The organism is Streptomyces sp. NPDC005263, from assembly GCF_042872365.1.
GTDB lineage: Bacteria > Actinomycetota > Actinomycetes > Streptomycetales > Streptomycetaceae > Streptomyces.
The window spans coordinates 174096-196621 of sequence record NZ_JBIAKJ010000002.1; the positions used below are offsets into that span (position 1 = coordinate 174096).

A 22526-nucleotide genomic window follows, 5' to 3' on the forward strand; every position below is an offset into this window, starting at 1 on the left:
CACGCTCACATCCCGCCGCGTTGCCCCGGCAGACTCGCCCGGCTGCCCGCGTACGCCTCGCGCCCGTTGTCCGAGGACGACGAGGAGGCCGACGACGAGGACAGTGACGCCGATGTCCCGACCGGGCTCGGTGCCGTGCGCCGGGTCTGGAGAGGGACCGGCCCGCCGCTGTCCGGGTGCAGCGGTGTCTGCGTGCTCGCCGGACCCACCTGCCCGGCCGACAGCGCCATGCCGTCGCTGTCCACCGGCGGTCGTTCCCCCTGCGGCCTACGGGCGCGGTACGCGGCCCGGTAGGCGGCCGGGGACGAACCCAGCTGACGGCGGAAGTGCCCACGCAGCGCCACCGGTGAGCGGAAACCGCAGCGGCCCGCGACCTCGTCCACCGAGTAGTCCGACGTCTCAAGGAGTCGCTGCGCCTGCAGCACCCGCTGAGTGATCAGCCACTGGAGCGGTGCGCTGCCGGTCAGCGATCGGAAGCGGCGGTCGAACGTACGGCGGCTCATGTACGCGCGCGCCGCGAGCGTCTCCACGTCGAACTGCTCGTGAAGGTGCTCCAGCGCCCACGCGACGACCTCGGCGAGCGGGTCGGCGCCGATCTCCTCTGGTAAAGACCGATCGAGATAGCGCTCCTGGCCGCCCGACCGGCGCGGCGGTACCACCAGACGCCGGGCCAGCGCGCCCGCCGCCTCGTTGCCGTGGTCCGTCCGAACGATGTGGAGACAGAGATCGATTCCGGCCGCGGTGCCCGCGGACGTCAGCACGTCGCCGTCGTCCACGAACAGTTCACGCGGGTCGACGTGCACCGACGGATAGCGCTTGGCCAGTGTCGGCGCGTACATCCAGTGTGTGGTGGCGGGCCGGCCGTCCAGCAGTCCCGCCGCCGCGAGGACGAAGGCGCCGGTGCACAGCCCGACGATGCGGGCGCCCTCCTCGTGGGCGCGGCGCAGCGCGTCGAGCGCCTCCTCGGGTGGCGGAGAAGTGATCGAACGCCAGGCCGGCACGACGACGGTGCCCGCCCGGGAGATCGCTTCCAGGCCATGCGGCGCGGTGAGTTCCAGGCCCCCTGTGGTCCGCAGGGGGCCTTCCTCACCCCCGCACACCAGCAGGCGGTAGCGCGGCACGCCGGCGTCCTGGCGGTCGATCCCGAAGACCGACAGTGGTATAGAGCTCTCGAAGATGGGGCCGCCGCTGAACAGCAGCACCGCGACGATCTCCTTGCGGCGGCGCCCGGAGAGTTTCCGGGCTGCGGCTTCCGGCGCGGCAGCGGAGTCGTGGCTCATACTGCTAAGCCCCCCTCGGTGGTCGCGGCACCCTTAACCTTTCGGGTCTGTCGCTCCAACACGTTTCCCCTCGGTCCTGCACGAGTCCCCCGCCATAAGACAGTCAAGATCGAATCTACTGCGTCCCGTGCGCCGGCGTGACCAGATGGTCATCCGGCACATTGTCGACTTGGCAACTTGGCGTGAAGCATTCGATCACGAAGCGTTGCACTCGTGGGGCGTGCAGGGAAGTGCGCCTTGTCGCAGTGGCTAATCCACGTAGGGTGCGCAGACCCCGAAAGACCCTTTCCGTGCAGGTGGAACGGGGGTTGGGGGGTACTTCGGCCAAGGGGTGGACGGGGGCCAGAAGTTGGCTGAAAAGAGTCGTGTGCGTGCGCGGAAACCGGTCAACCGCCCGGTGTATTTCCCCCACTGTGACGTCCGCCTCTACGAGCCCCGGCTCCGGCCCGGTGATGACGGCCGTGCGGGCGGCCGTGGTGACCGCCGTGGTGGGCGCCGCGACGGTGGGACCGCTCCTCGGCCCGCATCCGCGCCGCGCCGCGCTCCGACTGGCGCAGGAGAATACGGCAGACCGCGGTCACCGCGGCCAGACCCAGGGCGGTGCCGGCGGCCCCGGCCAGCGAGCTGCCGTACCAGAGGAGGACGACGGGGACCAGGACGCAGCTGAAGGCCGCCCAGCGGACGACGTCGGTGGCGGAGTCCTGGCCGGGTGAGGTCGCACGGGGGGCTTCGGTACGGGGTCTGGGACCGGACATGCGTGCTCCCTGGGGCGTGGCTCACGGAGTTCAACGCGTGTTCGATCGATCGGTCACTGTGCGTCCGAAATGGAACGTCGTTAAGTGAATGCTGTGCGAACCGGCTGTACAGCGCAGCAACCATTGCGTTACGGGCACCCCCTCGTGCATGCTCCCTGGAACCCCCACGACGGGGGCCCTCCCGCCCGGAGCCGAGCCGAGGGTGGGGGAGCGGGCGGGAACTGGGCGAAGGAGGCGTGCCGCCGTACCCTTGGGGGTACGAGGTGGGGAAGATGATTCCCGGACACAGCTCCGCCGCACACTGATGTCCCATCCATAAAGGATCACGACGCCGAGACAGCCATGGCCGGTCACGAATTCTTCGAACCCGCGGACCGCAAGCGGCCCGTCGCCGATCACACGGCGGCCGAGCCCCTGGCGGCGGAAGAGCCACGTCACTCCTGCGACCCAGCGTTCAAGCACGGCGTCGTCGTGGGCTTCGACGGGTCCACCTCCAGCGAGCGCGCCCTCGCGTACGCCATCGGCATGGCCCACCGCTCCGGGTCGGGCCTGATCATCGTGCACGTCGCCAACCGACTGCCCACCACCGTGTGGGCGGGCTGCGAGCCCCCGGTCTTCGTCGACGTACCGGACCACCGCACCGAGGTCCTCGGGCTGGAGCTGGCCTGTGCGGAGTACCTCGCCGAGGTGCCCTGGATCCTCGTCGAGCGCGGCGGCGACATCTGTCACGAGCTCGAAGAGGTGGGCCGGGAGTACGAGGCGGACGCGATCGTCGTCGGCTCCACCCACGGTCTTGTCGGACGCCTCTTCGGGTCCGTCGCGGGGCGGCTCGCCAAGCGGGCGAAGCGGCCCGTGATGGTCATCCCGTAGGGACACCCCTCCCCGTCGGCCCCGCTGTTGTCGTTGTGCATCCGTAACTCGTCGTTCTCCCAGGTGAGATGTGCCCTGGGTACCGGCAACTCCCCTTGTGCGCCGCCCGAATCTACTCACGCGTAGATGTGTTTGTGCCCTTGTGAAGGGCATATACGGGTCACCGCACCACCGCATATGCATGAAGGGAGCCCGCCGTGGACAACGACGTCTCTGCGGGAAGCACCACCACGATCGTCGGCCGACTCGCGCTCGGCATCACCCTGTTGGCCTTCGGCCTCGGGTACACCGACCTGATCGACGGCGTGACGGCGGCTGACGCCGTATCACTGGCCCATTACGTAGGCGGCGTCGCGCTCTTCGTCGCCGGCCTGTTCGCGTTCCGTGACCGTGACACCGTCACCGGTACGGCCTTCTCCGCAGTCGGCGCGCTGTGGTTCACCTGGGCGGTCTCGGCCGGCGGCCAGGTGTCCGACAACGCGGCCGGACTGTTCCTGCTGCTGTTCGCGCTGGTCGTGCTGTCCCTCACCGTGGCTGTCGGCGATCCGCTCGCCAAGGGCACGTACGGGCTGTTCCTGGTCTCCCTGGTACTGCTGGCCATCGCCCGGTTCGCCGGCAACGACGGACTCGCCAAGGCCGCCGGCTGGTTCGCCGTGGCGGCGGGCGCGGTGGCCTGGTACGCCGCGACGGCGGCCCTGGCCCAGTGGCCGACCGCCCTCCCACGACGCGCGGCCCGCCGGGGAGTGACGGTCGCCGGGTAGCCGCGCAGGCCGGGGGGTTGGGCGGCCCCCGGCGTTGAGAACGGACCCCCCGTGACTGTGGCGTCACGTGGGGGTCCGTCGCGTTTCTCCGGCCGCGGGGGAGGGGCTACTCCACCGTCACCGACTTGGCGAGGTTCCTCGGCTTGTCGATGTCGCGGCCCAGGGCCAACGCCGTGTGGTAGGCGAGGAGCTGGAGCGGGATGCCCAGCAGGATCGGGTCCAGTTCGGCCTCGTTCTTCGGGACCACGATGGTCTGGTCGGCCTTCTCCTGGCACTCGTGGGCCACCGCGAGGATCCGGCCGCTGCGGGCCTTGATCTCCTCCAGGGCGGCACGGTTCTTCTCCAGCAGGTCGTCGTCCGGGACGATCGCGACCGTCGGCAGGGCGGGCTCGATCAGGGCCAGCGGGCCGTGCTTGAGCTCGGAGGCCGGGTAGGCCTCGGCGTGGATGTACGAGACCTCCTTGAGCTTCAGGGAGGCCTCACGGGCCACCGGGTAGCCCCGGACCCGGCCGATGAAGAGCATCGAGCGGGACTCGGCGTACTCCTGGGCCAGCTTCCTGATCTCCTCCTCCTGCTCCAGGATCTCGGTGATCTGCCCGGGCAGCTTCCGCAGCCCCTCGATGATCCGCTTGCCGTCCCGGACCGAGAGGTCGCGGGTGCGGCCCAGGTGCAGCGCGAGCAGGGCGAAGGCGACGGTGGTGTTCGTGAAGCACTTCGTCGACACCACGCAGACCTCGGGGCCGGCGTGCACGTAGACGCCGCCGTCCGCCTCGCGGGCGATCGCCGAGCCGACCACGTTGACGACGCCCAGCACCCGTGCGCCCTTGCGCTTCAGCTCCTGGACGGCCGCCAGTACGTCGTAGGTCTCGCCGGACTGGGACACGGCCACGTACAGCGTGTTCGGGTCGACGACCGCGTTGCGGTAGCGGAACTCGGACGCCGGCTCGGCGTCGGCCGGGATGCGGGCCAGCTCCTCGATCATCTGGGCGCCGATCATGCCCGCGTGGTACGAGGTGCCGCAGCCGAGGATCTTTACCCGGCGGATCTGGCGCGCCTCGCGGGCGTCCAGGTTCAGGCCGCCGAGGCGCACGGTGGAGAAGCGGTCGTCGATGCGGCCGCGCAGCACCCGGTCCACGGCTTCCGCCTGCTCGTGGATCTCCTTGTGCATGTAGGTGTCGTGGCCGCCCATGTCGTAGGAGGCGGCCTCCCACTCCACGGTGGTCGGCTCGGCGGTGGTCCGGGTGCCCTCGATGGTGTAGGTGCGGAAGTCGTCGGCCTTCAGGGTGGCCATCTCGCCGTCGTCCAGCGTCACGATCTGGCGCGTGTGGGCGACCAGGGCGGCGATGTCGGAGGCGACGAACATCTCCTTCTCGCCGATGCCGAGGACGACCGGGGAGCCGTTGCGGGCGACCACGATCCGGTCCGGGTGGTCGGCATGCAGCACGGCGATGCCGTACGTCCCCTCGATGACCCGGAGGGTCTCGCGGACCTTGTCCTCCAGCTTCTCGCCCTGGGCGCGGGCGATGAGGTGGACCAGGACCTCCGTGTCGGTCTCGGAGAGGAACTCGACGCCGTCCGCCTCCAGCTTGCGGCGCAGGTCGGCGGAGTTGTCGATGATGCCGTTGTGGACGACCGCGACCTTGCCCTCGGCGTCCAGGTGCGGGTGGGCGTTCACGTCGGAGGGGGCACCGTGGGTGGCCCAGCGGGTGTGCGCGATGCCGGTCGTGCCCTTGAAACGCGCCGGGACCTTGGCCTCCAGGTCACGGACCCGGCCCTTGGCCTTGACCATCTTCAGGCCGGACGTCTTCGGGGAGGTGACGACGATGCCCGCCGAGTCGTAGCCGCGGTACTCCAGGCGCTGCAGGCCCTCCAGGAGCAGCGGAGCCACGTCACGCTTCCCGATGTATCCCACGATGCCGCACATACAGGTGTGTCCCTCAGCCGTAGACGATGCGGCGCAGCTGCCTGAGCGTGAGCTCCGGCGGCGCGACCGCGCGGTATTTGAGATCCGCCTCGATCCGTACGAAGATCTCCGCGTTCACCAGGCCCTGGGCCTGCAACTCGCGGTGGCGGCGACGGACGTGTTCCTCGGTCGTCTCGTCGAAATAGGCGAGCACGTCCAGGATCACGCGCAGTGCCTCGCCCCGGTTGAGGGGCGTGGACCGCGCCAGATGATCAACGAGTTCGTCGTGCACTCGGTAGATCCTGAGGTACCGACGACCGTTTCGCAAGAATCCTGCCCGATATCGGGCACGTGTCTGTTGGGGATCTTTGGGTGAACGTTGAATCTGTCATGAGGACCTGTTCGTGATTCGTCCATCCGGCGTCTTGCGACCTGTCGCCTGAGGGGACGAGTTTCAGACGTCATGGACATTCCTCGCATGGGCGTACCCGAGCAGCTCGCCGAGCGCATGAGCATGGCCGAGCAGCACGAGTACCTGCGCAACAGATTCTCCCGACGCACGATGATCAGGGGCGGCGCCGTCACGCTGGGCGCCGTCGCGGGTGGCGCGTTCGTACCGGGTGCCACCGCACAGGCCGCCGTTCCGACCCGGGCCGACATCCCGGCCGCGGCGACCGTCGACGGCGCCCTGGTCGCCCCCTTCGGCCGCCACCTCGCCTACGGCAGCGACGCGAGCACGGAGATGACCGTCTCCTGGCAGGTCCCGGTCGCGGTGAAGAAGCCCTTCATCCGGATCGGCGCCCAGCCCTGGGACCTCTCCCGCAAGATCGAGGCCGAGGTGCGCACCCTGTACACCCCGGCCGGTGTCGGCGCCAGCGGCAACCACACCCAGTACTACGTGCACGCCAAGCTGACCCACCTCAAGCCCGGCAGGACGTACTACTACGGCGTCGGGCACCAGGGCTTCGACCCCGCCGAGCCGCACCTGCTCGGCACCCTCGGCACCTTCACCACGGCCCCCGCCCACAAGAAGCCGTTCACCTTCACGGCCTTCGGCGACCAGGGCGTCAGCTATCACGCGCTGGCCAACGACGCCCTGATCCTGGGCCAGAACCCGGCCTTCCACCTGCACGCCGGCGACATCGCCTACGGTGACCCGACGGGCCAGGGCCAGGCGTCCGACACGGGCTTCGACTCGCGCACCTGGGACCAGTTCCTCGCCCAGACCGAGTCGGTCGCCAAGTCCGTGCCGTGGATGGTCAGCTACGGCAACCACGACATGGAGGCCTGGTACTCGCCCAACGGCTACGGCGGCGAGGAGGCCCGCTTCACGCTCCCCGACAACGGGCCGGACAAGGCGAACCTGCCGGGCGTGTACTCCTTCGTCCACGGCAACACGGCGATCATCTCGCTGGACCCCAACGACGTCTCCTTCGAGATCCCCGCCAACCTCGGCATCTCCGGCGGCACCCAGACCAAGTGGCTGGAGGCGCAGCTCAAGAAGTACCGCGCGTCCGACGACATCGACTTCGTCGTCGTCTTCTTCCACCACTGCGCCTACTGCACCTCCACCGCGCACGCCTCGGAGGGGGGCGTGCGCCAGGAGTGGGTACCGCTGTTCGAGAAGTACACCGTCGACCTGGTGATCAACGGCCACAACCACCAGTACGAGCGCACCGACGTCATCAAGGCGGGCGCGGTCACCAAGAAGCTCCCGATCGGCGGCACGGCGTACCCCGAGACCGACGGCGTGGTGTACGTGACGGCGGGTGCGGCGGGCCGCAGCCTCTACGCGTTCAGCGCCCCGCTGTCGTACGAGGGGCACGAGAACGAGGTCGAGTCCGTGTCCTCGTTCATCAACGTCAAGGGCGGCAAGCAGAACGAGACCGTCACCTGGTCCCGGGTGCGCTACCTCGACTACTCCTTCCTGCGGGTGGACGTCACCCCGGCCGCCAAGGGCCGCACGGCCACGCTGACGGTACGGGGCATCGCCGAGAGCGGTGACCAGATCGACCACTTCACGGTGGCGCGCAAGGCCAAGTAGGGCAGCGGACCCGGCTCGTGCGCCCGCGAGGCGGGCGCGGACCCACGGCAGGCGGTCCTCGGCGCGGAGAACTACATCCGCTTGAGGATCGCCTGCTTCGCCGTCCCGAACTCCTCGTCCGTCAGCACGCCCGCGCGGTGCAGCTCACCGAGCTCGCGCAGCCGCCGCAGCACCGTGTCATGGTCGTGTTCGGTGGCGGGCCCGGGCACGGCGAGCGCCCGCGCCCCGGGCCGCGGCGGCCCGCCGTCCTCCCCCCGGGTCGCCGGATGCGGCAGCCGGGCCTGGACGGCCGCCGCGACCAGGGCCATCAGCGGGTCCTTGCGGAAGTTCCACAGCTCCACGGCGTTCGGGTCGTACTTCGGCGGGACCTTGCCGGGGGAGTTCCGCACGGTGAAGCGGAGACAGCCGTTCTCCAGGCCGGCCGCCGGATGCCACTCCACGGCCTCCAGGTCGGTGAGGGCGAGGACCCGGGGGCCGCCCGCGGCCTTGGCGTCCTCCGTCTTCCAGTTCCACTCCAGACGGACCTGCTCGCCGTCGAAGCTCGCCGTGCCGTCCCCGGCGGACACCGAGATCGGGACGGCCGGACCCGGCAGCAGGTACCTGTCCACCGGGTCCGCGGGCACCTGCTCCAGCAGCAGCGCAGCCCGCACCTCGTCCACGAGGTACTCGGCGACGCCGTAGCGGTCGGACTCCACGGTCAGCTGGTACGGGTCGTGCGGTTCGCCGAGCCGGCCGCCGGTCGCGAGCAGCAGCGGATCGGAGCCGTCCCGCAGCCGCAGCCGCAACCGGCCGGTCCGCTTCCCCTGTTCGAACGACACACCCGCCAACGCCGGCAACGGGACGACGAGTTCACCCAGCGTCCTGCGGAGGAGACTGACGTTCTTGTCAGTTCCCGGAGTCAGCCGCAGGGCGTCGCCGTCGAAGACCCACGTACCGTCCTTCTGGATGATTTCCGCCATGGGGGGAATTCTTCCACCGCGCTCGGGCGTGGGCCCCGGTCACAGCCCCGCGAGGGGGTTCTCCAGGTCGCCGACCAGCTGGAGCGCGCCCGAGGGGTCCGCCAGGTCCACCATCTGCTTGTTGTCGCGCAGCTGGAGCCGGTTGAGGCAGGACAGCGCGAACTCGGGGGCGAACATGTCGTACCGCTCGAACTTGTCGGCGAGCTCGGGCACCGAGCGCTGGTAGTCGCGGGTCACCTCGGCGACCGTCCGCCAGAAGTCCTCCTCCTCCAGGATCCCCTCGGTGGCGAGGTTCGCCGCGAGGAAGCGGAAGAAGCAGTCGAAGACGTCCGTGAAGATCGACAGGAGCTTCTTGTCGTCGGGGACGTCGACGCGCACGCGCTCGACCGTCGGCGGCAGTACCGCGTCCGGGTCCATGACCGCGATCTCCTCGGCGATGTCCTTGTAGATCGCGCGCTGGACGGCACCGTCCTTCAGGACCAGGATGACGTTCTCGCCGTGCGGCATGTAGACCAGGTCGTAGGCGTAGAAGCTGTGCAGCAGCGGGGTGTAGTAGGCCCGCAGATAGCGGCGCAGCCACTGGGCCGGCGTCAGTCCGGACCGCTCGATCAGGGCGCCCGCGAAGGACGCGCCCTCGTGGTCCACATGGAGCAGGGAGGCCATGGTGGCCAGGGACTCGCCGTCCTGGAGGGAGGCGACCGGGCTCTCCCGCCACAGCGCGGCGAGCATCTTGCGGTACGGCGAGTAGCGGTCGGTGGCCGCCTCGTACTCCAGGTGCCGGTAGCCCACGGCCGCCCGCTCCCGGATCACCGTCAGGCCGGTGTCCTTCAACACCGGGTCGCTGTCGATGAGGTGGGCCAGCCAGTCGTTGATCGCCGGGGTCGCCTCCATGTAGGCGGCCGACAGCCCGCGCATGAAGCCCATGTTGAGGACGGACAGGGCCGTCTTCACGTAGTGCTTCTCGGGGTGGGAGCTGTTGAAGAAGGTCCGGATGGACTGCTGGGCCAGGTACTCGTCGTCGCCCTCGCCCAGGCACACGAGGTGGCCGCGGGCGACCTCGGCGGCGAAGGTGACGGTGAGCTTGTTCCACCACTGCCAGGGGTGGACCGGGATGAGGAGGTAGTCGGCCGGGTCGAGGCCGCGGTCGCGCAGGACGGAGTCGAACCGCTGGACGGTCTCCTCGCCCAGCTCGCCCCGTATGAAGGACTCGTACTCGATCCCGACCCCCGCCGTGAACGCCGCCCGGGAGCGGTGCGCGGCCAGCCACACCAGGCGGACCGGGCTCGCGGTCTCGGGCGCGTACGACAGGTACTCGTGGATCCCGAAACCGAGGCGCCCGTTGTTGGCGACGAAGCAGGGGTGGCCCTCGGTCATCCCCGTCTCGATCTCCTGGAAGCCGCCGTTCACCAGCTCGGCGACCGGGGTCTGCGGCTTGCTGAGCTTGAAGCAGGTGCTGGAGAGGGTGGAGGAGATCTCCTCCAGGTAGACCGGGAGGATCTCGTCGCTCAGGCCCAGCGCCTGCCTCAGCTCGATGAAGAAGTCCAGTGCGGCGAGGGGGAGTTCGGCGCCGTCGCGGGTGCGGGTGAGGGAGCGGGCGTCCACCTGCCAGTGGTCGAGGGCGTGCCGGGCGGCGGTGAAGCGGTAGCGGGTCAGGCCGTCGTCGCTGCGGACCTCGAAGCCGCCGTCGGCGGTCGCCTCGGGCGTGATGAGCCGCTCGTGGGCGAACTCGGCGAGGGCCTTGCGGACGAGGAGGCGGTTGGCCTGCTCCCAGCGCTCGGGGGAGAGGTGGGCCACGGCGTCGGCGAGGGTCATGCGGTCACCCCCGTCGCCATGAGACCGGGCTTCTTCTCGAAGAACCGCTCTCGGGTGCAGAAGCTCAGCAACGCCTTCTTCTCCGGCTTCTGGATCTCGTGCGCGGGCACGAATCCGACGGCTTCGTTCAGGGCGTGGACGGCCTTGTTGGTCACGTCCGGCTCGACGACGACCCGGCGGGTCGCCGGGTCCTCGAAGAGGCGGGCCATCACGGCGGTGATGACCGACCGGGTGAACCCGTGCACCGGCCGGTCGGTGGCCGGCGTCAGGAAGTGCATCCCCACGTCACCGGGCAACGGCTCGTACAGGCCGACCAGTTCGCGGTGGCGGGGGTCGTAGTACTCCATCAGGAAGGCCGGTTCGCCGTCCCGCAGCCCGAGCAGCGCGTGCTGGTGCTCGTCGGCCGCGATCTCCATGTAGGCCCGCTCGATGTCCACCAGTGTCGCGTCCTGCATCATCCAGTAGGCCGCCTTGGGGTGGGTGAGCCAGGAATGCAGGAGCTCGGCGTCCTTCAGGGGGTCGAGGGGGCGGAAGGCGAAGGTCATACGGCTCATACGGCGAACTCCTGGAACGCGATGGACTTCTCGACCGGGTAGTACTCGCGGCCGAGCAGCTCACGGATGATGTAGCTGTTGCGGTACGCGCCCATGCCCAGGTCGGGGCTGGTGATGCTGTGCGTGTGGACACCGGCGTTCTGCAGGAACACGCCCCGGCCGGTGACGTCGATCGCGTAGTTGCGGGCGATGTCGTGGTTGCCGTGGGTGTCGTAGCGCAGCCGGTCGCGGACGGGCCGCAGGAACTCGGGCTCGGTGTACTGGTAGCCGGTGGCCAGGACCAGGCCCTGGGAGCTGAGTTCGTAGTCCTTGTCCTGCTCCTCGTGGCGCAGGGAGAGGGTGTACGTGCCGTTCTCGTAGCGGGCGCCGTGCAGCGAGGAGTGGGTGAGCAGACGGGTGGGCACCGGACCGCCGAGGTTCTTCTGGTAGAGCAGGTCGAAGATCTCGTTGATGAGGTCACCGTCGATGCCCTTGAACAGGCCCTTCTGCTCGCTCGTGAGGCGGTAGCGGGTCTGTTCCGGCAGCGCGTGGAAGTAGTCGACGTACTCCGGGGAGGTCATCTCCAGCGTGAGTTTCGTGTACTCCAGCGGGAAGAAGCGCGGGGAACGGGTGACCCAGTTCAGCCGGTAGCCGTGGACGTCGATCTCGCTGAGGAGGTCGTAGTAGATCTCGGCGGCGGACTGACCGGAGCCCACCAGCGTGATCGACTCCTTGCGCTTCAGCTCCGCCCGGTGGTCCAGATAGCGGGAGTTGTGGACGAAGTCGCCGCCCAGGCCCTGACAGGCCTCCGGTATGTGCGGCGGGGTGCCGGTGCCGAGGACCAGGTGGCGGGCGCGGAACACCTCACCGGCCGTGGTCCGCACGTCGTACAGCTCGGCGCCCTCGTCGTACGTCACCTCGGTGACCGTCGTGCCGAAGCGGACGTTGCTCAGTTTGTTCGCGGCCCAGCGGCAGTAGTCGTCGTATTCGACCCGCAGCGGGTAGAAGTTCTCCCGGATGTAGAACGCGTACAGCCGGCCCTTCTCCTTCAGGTAGTTGAGGAAGGAGTACGGCGAGGTCGGATCGGCGAGGGTGACCAGGTCCGACATGAACGGGGTCTGGAGGTGGGCGCCCTCCAGGAACATGCCGGAGTGCCACTCGAAACCGGGCTTCGACTCGAGGAAGACACCGTCGAGTTCGTCGATGGGCTCGGTCAGGCAGGCCAGGCCGAGATTGAACGGGCCGAGCCCGATCCCCACGACGTCATGGGTTCTGGTCGGGTTGTCAGGACGCGCGGTCAAGGGACTCTCCCAGGTACTGCTCGGCGTGGCCGGCGATCAGGTCGAGTACGGCGGCCATGTCGTCGACCGTCGTCTCGGGGTTGAGCAGGGTGAACTTCAGGTAGTGGCGGCCGCCCACCTTGGTGCCCGCGACCACCGCGTCACCGGAGGCGAACAGGGCCTTGCGGGCGTACAGGTTGGCGCGGTCGATCTCGGACGGGTCGGTGACGGCGGCCGGGATGTAGCGGAAGACGAGGGTGGAGAGGGTCGGCTCGACCACGACGTCGAAGCGCGGATCGGCGGCCAGCAGTTTCCAGCCCTCCACCGCCAGGTCGCAGACCTCGTCGAAGAGCTGCCCGATGCCGTCGGCGCCCATCACACGCAGGGTCATCCACAGCTTGAGCGCGTCGAAGCGACGGGTGGTCTGGAGGGACTTGTCCACCTGGTTGGGGATGCGTTCGCGGACCATGCGCTGCGGGTTGAGGTACTCCGCGTGATAGGTGGCGTGCCGCAGGGTGCTCGCGTCCCGGACCAGGATCGCCGACGAACTCACCGGCTGGAAGAAGGACTTGTGGTAGTCGACGGTGACCGAGTCGGCGTGCTCGATGCCGTCGATACGGTCCCGGTGCCGCACGGAGGCGAGCAGTCCGCAGCCGTAGGCGGCGTCGACGTGCATCCACACGCCGTACTGGTCGCACAGCTCGGCGATCTCCGGCAGCGGGTCGATGGAGCCGAAGTCGGTGGTGCCGGCGGTGGCGACGACGGCCATCGGGACGAGGCCGTCCTGTACGCAGCGCTCCAGCTCGTGGGCGAGCGCGACGGTCTGCATGCGCTTGTCGTCGCCGACCGGGATCGACACGACGGCGTCCTGGCTCAGGCCGAGCAGTTTCGCGGACTTCTTCACGCTGAAGTGGCTGACCTCGGAGGCGAAGACCCGCAGTTTCGAGAAGGAGTCCGCGGCTTCCCGCCCGTCCCGTCCGGGCTTGGCCTCCTCGCGGGCGAGCAGCAGCGCCTGGAGGTTGGACTGGGTGCCGCCGGAGGTGAACACGCCGTCGGCGTTCGGTCCGAGCCCGATGCGTCCGGTGGTCCAGTCGATGAGCTTGCGCTCGATGAGGGTGCCACCGGCCGACTGGTCCCAGGTGTCCAGGGAGGAGTTGACGGCGGAGAGGATCGCCTCGCCGAGCACGGCCGGGATGACGACCGGGCAGTTGAGGTGCGCGAGGTAGCGGGGGTGGTGGAAGTAGACCGCGTCCTTGAGGTAGACGTCCTCCAGTTCGTCGAGCACCGCGGTGGTGTCGTGCAGCGGCCGGTCGAGGTCGATCTCGTCGATGCGGGAGGAGAGGGCGTCGACCGTGACGCCGGTGAACGGACGGGAGGTGGTGGCGAGTTTGGCCGCCACCCGCTCGATTCCTTCGGTCGCGGAGCGACGGTAGTGCTCCGCGGTCGTGTCGTTGAGCAGGTGCGAGCGCATTGCGGGTCCTCCGGTGGGGACGGTCCGTGGGGGCGGGGGAGCAGGGCGGGGCCTCGGCTTCAACTTAGGTTAGCCTAACCAAAGTTGCGCGAGGGAAACGCCAGCCCTGCGGTGACCGCCGTCACTTCGGGCCCGGGGCGGCGTCGGGGGCGGGCCCGGCCCGGAGTGGGGGGCGGTCGCGGGACGGACCACTCCCGCTCACTCCCGCTCGCGCAGCTGCTCCTCCGTCAGTCCCCGGCGCCAGTAGCCGACGAAGGTCACCCTGCGCCGGTCGACCCCCCGCTCGCGCACGAAGTGCCGGCGCAGCTCCTTCACGCACCCCGACTCGCCCGCGATCCAGACATACGGGCGCTCGGCGAGCGGAAGCCGGGCGTCACGCAGCGCGTCGAGGGCCATGGGGGACCCCTCGGCGCCTGCCTCGTTCCGCACCAGCCAGGTGATCTCCGCGTCCGCCTCGGTCACCAGGTCCTGCACATCGGCGGCGTGCGGCACCTCCAGCCAGACCCGGGCGCGGGTGCCGGCCGGCAGCGACTCGACGATGGCGCAGACGGCCGGGACGGCGCTCTCGTCGCCCCAGACGACCACCAGGTCGGTGTCCACGGGCGGCCGGAAACGGATCGCCCGGTTGTCCGCGATCGCCGGACCCAGCAGCAGGATCCGGTCCCCGGCGGCGGCCCGCGCCGCCCACGCGGAGGCCGGGCCGGCCGGGGTGTGCAGCACGAAGTCGATGTCGATCTCGTCGGGAGCACGTCGCAGCGCCCGCAGCGTGTACGAGCGCATCACGGCCCGTACGTCGTCCGGGAGTTCACGCCAGCCCTGCCACCAGCCGTCGCCGAGTTCGACCGGGACCGCGGGCTCGGCCTGCCCCGGGTGCGGGAGGAACAGCGACAGGGACTGGTCCCGCCCGTCCGAGGAGAAGGCGTGCAGATCCTCCCCGCCGAAGGTCACCCGGACCAGAGACGGACCGAGCCGCCTCGTCCGTACGACCTGGAGGGAGAAGAAACGGAACGGGGCGGCTACGGCGGTGGTCATGGGGGCAACTCCTGAATCGACGTCAGGTGTACGTACCTAGGGGCGTGGAGCGGGGTCGACTTGCGGGTTCGCCGCGGGGCGCGACCAGCCTCAACCGGTCGACAGTCGCCCCGCGAAGCTCAACCACCGCTGATCAACTGACCTTCTTCGCGTCCTCGATGGCCTTCGCGAGGTTCTCGACCATCGGCACACACTTGTCGTACGAAAGGATCGGCTCGGGGGAGCGCGCGATGACCTGGCCGGCCTTGACCGCGGGCAGCTTCTTCCAGGTGGCCTCGGTGATGTCGGCCGGCTGGATGGTCGCGGTGCGGTCGTCCATCATGATGATGTCGGCGGGGTACTTGTCGACGTTCTCCCAGCTCAGCGTCTCGTACCAGCCGCCGGTCGCCTTCTTGGCGGACTCCGGGGGCTCGACGAAGTTCACGCCGAGGGCCTTGAAGTACTCCAGGTCGATGGAGAGGTTGGTGCCGGAGACATAGAACGAGGTGTCCGCGGCGGAACCCGCCAGCACCTTGATCTCGGGCCGGGCCTTGGCGGCCTTGCGCAGCCGTGCCGAGGCGGCCTCGAAACGCTTCTTGGCGTCGGTGACCTTGGCGGCCGTCATGTCCGCGCCGAGCGACTCGGCCAGCTCCCACATGCGCCCGAGCGGCTTGGTCAGCTGACGGTCGTACACGGAGACGGCGACGCTCGGGGCCAGCTTGGCGATCTTGTCCTTCGACTTCTCGGGCACGTACCAGAGGGTGCCTGCGGCGTCGAAGGTGGTGGTGATCAGGACCTGCGGCGCGAAGGCCGCGTACTTCTCGATGTTGAACTGGTCCCACACGTTCCCGAAGACCGTCAACTTGCTGACGTCCATGTCGCCGGCCTGGACATCGGCCTTGCCGTTCTTCGTCGTGGTCGGGCCGAACACGCCCTTGACCTCGATGCCGTAGTCGAAGAGGGCGGCGGCGACGCCGGTGAAGGCGACTATCTTCGCCGGGACCTCGTCCAGCTTCACGGTGGTACCCCGGTCGTCCTTGAAGGACCAGGGACCGGAGGCCTTGGCGGGCGTCGTCGAGCCCGAGCCGCCGCTCTCCGAGTCGCCGTCACCACAGGCGGCCAGGAAGGCGCCGAGCCCGAGCGCGCCACCGGTGGCGAGCAGGCCACGGCGGGAGAAGTTGGCGGTGCTGGCGTTCGGCATGGGTGGGTCTGCTTTCGTGCGTATGGGGCCGACTGGGTACGCGCCAACGATGAGTGGCGGAATGAGGCTTAGGTTAGCCTAACCTTCTATTTTGTCCAGGGGGCGCCCGGCCCCCGGTTCCCGAATCACGGGGAGCGATGCCCGGACGGGACGTGACCCGAGTCATGACCGGCAGGGTTCGTTGGGCGGCTCCTGTTGGGTGCCGCCGATGAACTCCCGTAGAGCGCCTGCCGTTTCGCCCCCTCCGCCCTGCTTCCAGAGGGTGGTGCTGGGGGTGGGCGGGCGGTACCGGTGGTGCTGGTACCGGCGGGGGTGCTGGCCAGGGCGATCGGCGCGTAGTGAGGATCAGGCGGCCGGTCCTGGCCCTGGCGCGTTCAGCCCGCGTCCGCCGTCTGCCTCCGCAGGGACCGGGGATATGAGCTGCCATTCCCGGTGCTGTCCTGCCCGAGTCCCACCAGCGGCGTGGGTATGCCACCCGACAGGCTGTGGCTGAAAAATCGCAACCCCGCCGGCGAACTCCAGGTCACTTTCCCGAAGGCGGACACCCCGGTCGCGTACGCCGTCGTCCGTGACGGTTCCCTGCTGCGGCTGGAAGGCCCGGCGTACCAGGCCGGCGCCGGGCGTCGGCTCCGGGACGCGGTCGCCGACGACCGCCGGGTCCGGCGCCTACGGCGGCGGTTGGGACGGTAGGGCCGCGCGGCGACCGGGCTCGGCGGTTGACTCCCGACAGGTGCCGGCCCGCTGCGGGCACGGGCCGACGACCGGAATCAGCCCGCCAGCCCCAACTCCCTTGCGATCAGCATCCGCTGGACCTCGCTCGTGCCCTCGCCGATCTCCAGGATCTTGGAGTCGCGCCACATGCGGGCGACCGGGTACTCGTTCATGAAGCCGTAGCCGCCGTGGATCTGGGTGGCGTCGCGGGCGTTGTCCACGGCGATGGTCGAGGAGTACAGCTTGGCGAGGGCGGCCTCCTTCTTGAAGGGGTCGCCGCTCACCAGGCGGGAGGCCGCGTCGCGCCAGGCGAGTCGGGCGGTGTGGGCCCGCATCTCCATGTCGGCGAGCTTGAACTGGATGGCCTGGTTGGCGCCGATCTGCCGGCCGAAGGCCTCCCGTTCCCGCGCGTACTTCAGTGACTCGTCCACACAGCCCTGGGCCAGGCCGGTGGCGAGTGCCGCGATGGCGATCCGGCCCTCGTCCAGGATGCGCAGGAACTGGGCGTAGCCGCGGCCCTCCTCGCCGAGCAGGTTCGCCGCGGGGACCCGCACGTCGGAGAAGGACAACTCGCGGGTGTCCGAGGCGTTCCAGCCGACCTTCGAGTAGGGCGCGGCGACCGTGAAGCCGGGGGTGCCCGACGGCACGATGATCGCGGAGATCCGCGGGCTGCCGTCCGGCTTGCGGCCGGTCACCGCCGTGACCGTGACCAGGCCCGTGATGTCCGTGCCCGAGTTGGTGATGAAGCACTTGGTGCCGTTGATCACCCATTCGTCGGTCTCCGCGTCCAGCCGGGCGCTCGTCCGTGTCGCGCCCGCGTCCGAACCGCCGTCCGGCTCGGTCAGGCCGAAGGCGCCCAGCGTCTCGCCGGAGCACAGACGCGGCAACCACTCCCGCTTCTGGGCCTCGGTGCCGAAGAGATGGACCGGCATCGCGCCCAGCGAGACGCCCGCCTCCAGGGTGATCGCCACCGACGAGTCCACCCGCGCCAGCTCCTCCAGCGCGATACCCAGAGCCAGGTAGTCGCCGCCCATGCCGCCGTACTCCTCCGGGAACGGCAGCCCGAACAGCCCCATGCGGCCCATCTCGCGCACGATCTCGTACGGGAACTCGTGCCGCTCGTAGAAGTCGCCGATCTTCGGCGCCACCACGTCGTGCGCGAACTCCTCGACCGTACGGCGGAGTTCTTCCAGTTCGGGGGAGAGACGGTGGTCCATGACGGTCACTGCTCCTTGCGGCTTTCGGGGCCCTCGTGGGACAGGGCTCGGACGGTGCGGGACGGGCTGGGTCGGCCCAGTCGGTCGGCCATCCACAGGCTTGTGGCGATGAGACGGTCGAGGTCGACTCCGGTGTCGATGCCGAGCCCCCGCAGCATCCACACGAGGTCTTCGGTGGCGAGGTTGCCGGTGGCGGACTTGGCGAACGGGCAGCCGCCGAGACCTCCGGCGGACGCGTCGACCGTGCTGACCCCGTGCTGCAGGGCCGCATAGGTGTTGGCCAGCGCCTGGCCGTAGGTGTCGTGGAAGTGCACGCCGATGACGTCGGTCGGCACGCCCTGCTCGTTGAGCGCGGAGAGGAGCTCGAGGACATGACCGGGGGTGGCGACCCCGATCGTGTCGCCGAGGCTCAGCTCGTCGCAGCCCATGTCCCGCAGTGCCGTGCACACGCGGACCACCTGGTGGACGGGGACCGGCCCCTCCCAGGGGTCGCCGAAGCACATGGAGACATAGCCGCGCACATGGGCGCCCTCGTCCTTGGCGCGGGCCACGACCGGCTCGAACACGGCCAGCGACTCGTCGAGCGTCCGGTTGAGGTTGGCCTTGGCGAAGGACTCCGTCGCGCTGGCGAAGACGGCCACCCGGGTGGCGCCGAGGGCGAGCGCCCGCTCCAGGCCACGGTCGTTCGGCACGAGCACCGGAAGAGCCACGGGCAACTCACTGACCAGCGGGAACAGCTGCTCCGCGTCGGCCAGTTGGGGCACCCACTTGGGGTGTACGAAGCTGGTGGCCTCGATCGTGGTCAGTCCCGCGTCGGCCAGTCGGCGGATGAACTCCGCCTTGACCTCCGTGGGGACGGTCGCCTTCTCGTTCTGCAGTCCGTCGCGGGCGCCGACCTCGTGGATGCGTACCCGCGCGGGCAGGTTCGGTGCCGGTACCGACATGGGGAGCTGCTGGGTGGTCATTCCGCCTCCTCGTGCGGCGCGATCACGGCGAGCACCTGGTCCATGGCGACCGTCGTGCCTGGTACGACGTCCAGTTCGGCGACCGTGCCGGCGTGCGGGGCGGAGATGACGTGCTCCATCTTCATCGCCTCGACGACCAGCAGGCTCTGACCCGCGGTCACCTCGTCGCCGACGGCGACCTTCACGACGGTGACCGTGCCGGGCATGGGCGCGGTGAGTGAGTCGGCGCCCTCGTGGGCCCCGCGGTTGAGGGACGCGGCGACCGGGTCGTGGTCGCGCACCTGCCAGGAGTCGCCGTCGCGGCCCAGCCAGGTGCCGTCCGGCAGGGCGGCGAAGGTGTGGACGGTGCCGTCGAGGCGGAGGACGAACGGGGTTTCCGGTCCGGCGCCCGGGGGCCTGCTCGCGGCCGCCCGCAGGGGGGTCTCGGCACCGTCGGGGAGTACCTCGACGCCGCCGTCCGGCGCGGTGCGGACCCGGACGGTGACCGGGTCGTGGCCCGCGATCCGCAGGTGGTGCTCCGTCCACGCCCGGGTACCGCCCAGACGCCAGCCGTCCGGCACGGAGAACGGGTCGACCCAGCCGGACCCGGAGCCGGATCCCGAGCCCGGCGCGGGGGCGAGGGCGGCCTGACGCAGCACGGCCGCCGCCGTGTAGACCTCCGGGGGCACGTCGGCCGGTACGAGCCCGTCCACCTCCCGCTCCACCAGCCCCGTGTCCAGCTCTCCCGCCACGACCGCCGGATGCGCCAGCAGCCGCCGCAGGAACCCGGCGTTCGTCGGCACGCCCAGCGTGACCGTCCCCGCGAGGGCCGCCCGGAGCTTCCTGAGCGCGGTCGCCCGGTCCGGCCCGTATGCGATCACCTTGGACAGCATCGGGTCGTACAGGCTGCCGACCTCGGTGCCCTCGCTGAGGCCGGAGTCGGTGCGTACGCCGTCGCCCTGGGGTTCGTGGAGCTGGAGCACCGTGCCGCCGGAGGGGAGGAAGCCGCGCGCGCCCTCCTTGACGGACACCGTCTCGGCGCAGAGGCGGGCCTCGATCGCGTGCCCGGTGAGGCTGATGTCCTCCTGCCGGTACGGCAGCCGCTCGCCCGCCGCGACCCGCAGCTGCCACTCCACCAGGTCGAGGCCGGTGACCAGTTCCGTGACCGGGTGTTCCACCTGGAGGCGGGTGTTCATCTCCATGAAGTAGTACGACGTCGGGTCGCCGCCGGGGACGATGAACTCGACCGTGCCCGCGCCCGCGTACCCGCACGAACGTGCCGCCTGGACCGCCGCCTCGCCCATCGCGGCCCGGGTCTGTTCGTCCAGGAGGACGGACGGCGCCTCCTCGATGAGCTTCTGGTGGCGGCGCTGGAGGGAGCACTCGCGCTCGCCCAGGTGGATCACCTGGCCGTGGCCGTCGGCCAGGACCTGGATCTCGATGTGCCGGGGCCGGTCCACCCACCGTTCCACGAGCAGCGTGTCGTCCCCGAAGGAGGCGCGGGCCTCGCGGCGGGCGGCGGCGATCTCGTCGGCCAGGAGTGCGGGGTCGCGCACCAGCCGCATGCCCTTGCCGCCCCCACCGGCGGAGGGCTTCAGCAGGACCGGCACGCCGACCTCCCGGGCGGCGTCGGCGAGTTCGGCGTCCGTCAGCCCGCTGCCGCTCGACCCGGGCACCACCGGCACTCCGGCCGCCCGCACCGTCTCCTTGGCGCGGATCTTGTCGCCCATGAGGGCGATCGCCTCGGCCGGCGGCCCGATGAACACCAGCCCGGCGTCGGCGCAGGCGCGCGCGAACCCGGCGTTCTCCGCCAGGAAGCCGTATCCGGGGTGGACGGCCTGGGCGCCGGTGCGCTCGGCCGCCGCCAGGAGCCGCTCGACGGACAGATAGCTCTCGGCGGCGGGCGCCGGACCGAGCCGGACGGCCGTGTCGGCCTCCCGGACGTGCCGTGCGTCGGCGTCCGCGTCGGAGAAGACGGCCACCGAGCGGACACCCAGCGACCGCAGGGTGCGGATCACGCGGACGGCGATCTCGCCGCGGTTGGCCACGAGGACCGTGTCGAACATCGTCTGGCGGTACATCGTCGGCAAGTCCCTCACATCCGGAAGACGCCGAACTGGGGGTCGCCCAGTGGCGCGTTGGCACAGGCGGTCAGGGCGAGACCCAGCACCTGCCGGGTGTCGAGCGGGTCCACGACCCCGTCGTCCCACAGCCGGGCGGTGGCGTAGTAGGCGTTCCCCTGGCGCTCGTACTGCGCGCGGATCGGCGCCTTGAAGGCCTCTTCGTCCTCGGCGGGCCAGGTCTGGCCGCGGGCCTCGGACTGGTCCCGTTTGACGGTGGCGAGGACGGAGGCGGCCTGCTCGCCGCCCATGACCGAGATCTTGGCGTTGGGCCACATCCACAGGAAGCGCGGGGAGTAGGCCCGACCGCACATGGAGTAGTTGCCGGCGCCGTACGAGCCGCCGACGACGACGGTCAGCTTGGGGACGCGGGTGCACGCGACGGCGGTGACCATCTTGGCGCCGTGCTTGGCGATGCCGCCGGCCTCGTAGTCCTTGCCGACCATGAAGCCCGAGATGTTCTGCAGGAACAGCAGCGGGATGCCGCGCTGGTCGCACAGTTCGATGAAGTGGGCGCCCTTCTGCGCGGACTCCGAGAACAGGATGCCGTTGTTCGCGACGATGCCGACGGGGTGGCCGTGGATCCGGGCGAAGCCGGTGACCAGGGTCTGCCCGAACTCGGACTTGAACTCGGCGAATCGGGAGCCGTCGACCACGCGCGCGATGATCTCGCGTACGTCGTAGGGGGTGCGGGAGTCGACCGGCACGGCGCCGTACAGCCCGTACGGGTCCACCTTCGGCTCGACGGAGGGCCTGACCTCCCAGGGGAGGGCGCCGCGCGCGGGGAGGGTGGCGGCGATGTTGCGCACGATCCGCAGGGCGTGCGCGTCGTCCTCCGCGAGGTGGTCGGTGACGCCGGACACCCGGGCGTGGACCTCGCCGCCGCCCAGTTCCTCGGCGGTGACGACCTCGCCGGTGGCCGCCTTCACCAGCGGGGGACCGCCGAGGAAGATGGTGCCCTGATTGCGGACGATGACGGCCTCGTCGCTCATCGCCGGGACGTACGCGCCGCCCGCCGTGCAGGAACCGAGCACCGCCGCGATCTGCGGGATCCCCGCCCCCGACATCCTGGCCTGGTTGTAGAAGATCCGCCCGAAGTGCTCGCGGTCCGGGAAGACCTCGTCCTGCATGGGCAGGAAGGCCCCGCCGGAGTCGACCAGGTAGACGCAGGGGAGGCGGTTCTCCAGGGCCACCTCCTGGGCCCGCAGGTGCTTCTTCACCGTCATCGGGTAGTACGTGCCGCCCTTGACGGTGGCGTCGTTGGCGACTATCACGCACTCGCGCCCGCTGACCCGCCCGATCCCGGCGATGACACCGGCGGCCGGGGCCTGCCCCTCGTACATCCCGTCGGCGGCGAGGGGCGCCAGCTCCAGGAACGGCGAGCCCGGGTCGAGGAGGGTGTCGACCCGGTCGCGGGGGAGCAGCTTCCCGCGCGCGGTGTGCCGGGCCCGCGCCTTCTCGCCGCCGCCCAGCCGGGCGGTGGCGAGCTTGCCGCGCAGCTCCTCGACGAGCCCGAGGTGGGCTTCCTCGTTGGCCCGCCAGGCCTCCGACGCGGGGTCTGCCGCGCTGGTCAGCTCCGCTGCCTCGTGCATCCTGCGATCCCCTCACCCAGCGACCGGACTGTTAATGAGCGTTAACCAACGCCTTCAGGTTA

19 protein-coding genes are annotated in these 22526 nt (G+C 70.2%); 4 read left to right on the forward strand and 15 right to left on the reverse strand.

What is annotated here, in order from left to right; translation table 11 throughout:
- Positions 1–5: 5 nt before the first annotated feature.
- A complete protein-coding gene (locus tag ACFYRY_RS08195) occupies positions 6–1280 on the reverse strand; it encodes a helix-turn-helix domain-containing protein (protein ID WP_389141447.1) in 1275 nt (424 codons plus the stop codon).
- A 386-nt stretch (positions 1281–1666) separates the two neighbouring features.
- A complete protein-coding gene (locus ACFYRY_RS08200) occupies positions 1667–2035 on the reverse strand; it encodes a hypothetical protein (protein ID WP_389141449.1) in 369 nt (122 codons plus the stop codon).
- A gap of 342 nt (positions 2036–2377) precedes the next feature.
- On the opposite strand from ACFYRY_RS08200, the gene ACFYRY_RS08205 reads away from it, so the two are divergent.
- Positions 2378–2905 (forward strand): universal stress protein, encoded by a 528-nt coding sequence (locus ACFYRY_RS08205; protein WP_389141451.1) that lies wholly within the window; start codon positions 2378–2380, stop codon positions 2903–2905.
- A gap of 197 nt (positions 2906–3102) precedes the next feature.
- Complete coding sequence (locus ACFYRY_RS08210; protein ID WP_389141453.1) at positions 3103–3666, forward strand: GPR1/FUN34/YaaH family transporter; 564 nt, start codon at positions 3103–3105, stop codon at positions 3664–3666.
- A gap of 106 nt (positions 3667–3772) precedes the next feature.
- Here the strand turns inward: ACFYRY_RS08210 and glmS are convergent, their stop codons facing one another.
- Together glmS and ACFYRY_RS08220 are read right to left on the reverse strand one after the other, a co-directional pair.
- Complete coding sequence (gene glmS / locus ACFYRY_RS08215; RefSeq protein ID WP_389141455.1) at positions 3773–5590, reverse strand: glutamine--fructose-6-phosphate transaminase (isomerizing); 1818 nt, start codon at positions 5588–5590, stop codon at positions 3773–3775.
- Positions 5591–5603: 13 nt separating this feature from the next.
- Positions 5604–5861: a hypothetical protein gene (locus ACFYRY_RS08220; protein WP_356771393.1), complete on the reverse strand. Its 258-nt coding sequence runs from the start codon at positions 5859–5861 to the stop codon at positions 5604–5606.
- Between the two features lie 186 nt (positions 5862–6047).
- On the opposite strand from ACFYRY_RS08220, the gene ACFYRY_RS08225 reads away from it, so the two are divergent.
- A complete protein-coding gene (locus ACFYRY_RS08225; protein WP_389141458.1) occupies positions 6048–7613 on the forward strand; it encodes a fibronectin type III domain-containing protein in 1566 nt (521 codons plus the stop codon).
- Positions 7614–7684: 71 nt separating this feature from the next.
- Here ACFYRY_RS08225 and ACFYRY_RS08230 read toward each other — a convergent pair whose 3' ends face one another.
- The 7 genes from ACFYRY_RS08230 to ACFYRY_RS08260 form a co-directional block, all read right to left on the reverse strand.
- Positions 7685–8572, reverse strand: a complete 888-nt coding sequence (locus tag ACFYRY_RS08230; protein ID WP_389141460.1) for a DUF4429 domain-containing protein — start codon at positions 8570–8572, stop codon at positions 7685–7687.
- 39 nt (positions 8573–8611) lie between these two features.
- Complete coding sequence (locus tag ACFYRY_RS08235; protein WP_389141462.1) at positions 8612–10384, reverse strand: IucA/IucC family protein; 1773 nt, start codon at positions 10382–10384, stop codon at positions 8612–8614.
- Positions 10381–10929 (reverse strand): GNAT family N-acetyltransferase, encoded by a 549-nt coding sequence (locus ACFYRY_RS08240; protein ID WP_389143645.1) that lies wholly within the window; start codon positions 10927–10929, stop codon positions 10381–10383. The genes ACFYRY_RS08235 and ACFYRY_RS08240 overlap by 4 nt, the downstream gene beginning before the upstream one ends.
- A 5-nt stretch (positions 10930–10934) precedes the next feature.
- Entirely contained in the window at positions 10935–12218 is a 1284-nt protein-coding gene (locus tag ACFYRY_RS08245; protein WP_389141464.1) for a lysine N(6)-hydroxylase/L-ornithine N(5)-oxygenase family protein, read from the reverse strand.
- Positions 12202–13668 carry a lysine decarboxylase DesA gene (gene desA / locus ACFYRY_RS08250; RefSeq protein WP_389141466.1) on the reverse strand — a complete coding sequence of 489 codons (1467 nt, stop codon included), beginning with the start codon at positions 13666–13668 and terminating at the stop codon, positions 12202–12204. The genes ACFYRY_RS08245 and desA overlap by 17 nt, the downstream gene beginning before the upstream one ends.
- 198 nt (positions 13669–13866) lie before the next feature.
- The gene (locus ACFYRY_RS08255) at positions 13867–14700 is read right to left on the reverse strand and encodes a siderophore-interacting protein (protein ID WP_389141468.1); all 834 of its coding nucleotides are present in this window, start codon (positions 14698–14700) and stop codon (positions 13867–13869) included.
- 133 nt (positions 14701–14833) lie between these two features.
- The gene (locus tag ACFYRY_RS08260; protein WP_389141470.1) at positions 14834–15880 is read right to left on the reverse strand and encodes an ABC transporter substrate-binding protein; all 1047 of its coding nucleotides are present in this window, start codon (positions 15878–15880) and stop codon (positions 14834–14836) included.
- A 468-nt stretch (positions 15881–16348) separates the two neighbouring features.
- On the opposite strand from ACFYRY_RS08260, the gene ACFYRY_RS08265 reads away from it, so the two are divergent.
- Positions 16349–16570 (forward strand): hypothetical protein, encoded by a 222-nt coding sequence (locus ACFYRY_RS08265; RefSeq protein WP_389141472.1) that lies wholly within the window; start codon positions 16349–16351, stop codon positions 16568–16570.
- A 77-nt stretch (positions 16571–16647) separates the two neighbouring features.
- Here ACFYRY_RS08265 and ACFYRY_RS08270 read toward each other — a convergent pair whose 3' ends face one another.
- Genes ACFYRY_RS08270 through ACFYRY_RS08285 form a run of 4 tightly spaced genes read right to left on the reverse strand, consistent with a single transcriptional unit; the run spans position 16648 to position 22464 of the window.
- On the reverse strand, positions 16648–17808 hold the full coding sequence (locus tag ACFYRY_RS08270) for an acyl-CoA dehydrogenase family protein (protein ID WP_389141474.1): 1161 nt from the start codon (positions 17806–17808) through the stop codon (positions 16648–16650).
- A 5-nt stretch (positions 17809–17813) separates the two neighbouring features.
- A complete protein-coding gene (locus tag ACFYRY_RS08275) occupies positions 17814–18773 on the reverse strand; it encodes a hydroxymethylglutaryl-CoA lyase (protein ID WP_389141476.1) in 960 nt (319 codons plus the stop codon).
- Positions 18770–20818, reverse strand: coding sequence for an acetyl/propionyl/methylcrotonyl-CoA carboxylase subunit alpha (locus tag ACFYRY_RS08280; RefSeq protein WP_389143648.1), 2049 nt, complete (start codon positions 20816–20818; stop codon positions 18770–18772). Before ACFYRY_RS08280 ends, ACFYRY_RS08275 begins: the two co-directional genes overlap by 4 nt.
- 29 nt (positions 20819–20847) lie before the next feature.
- The gene (locus tag ACFYRY_RS08285; protein WP_389141478.1) at positions 20848–22464 is read right to left on the reverse strand and encodes a carboxyl transferase domain-containing protein; all 1617 of its coding nucleotides are present in this window, start codon (positions 22462–22464) and stop codon (positions 20848–20850) included.
- Positions 22465–22526 lie beyond the last annotated feature (62 nt).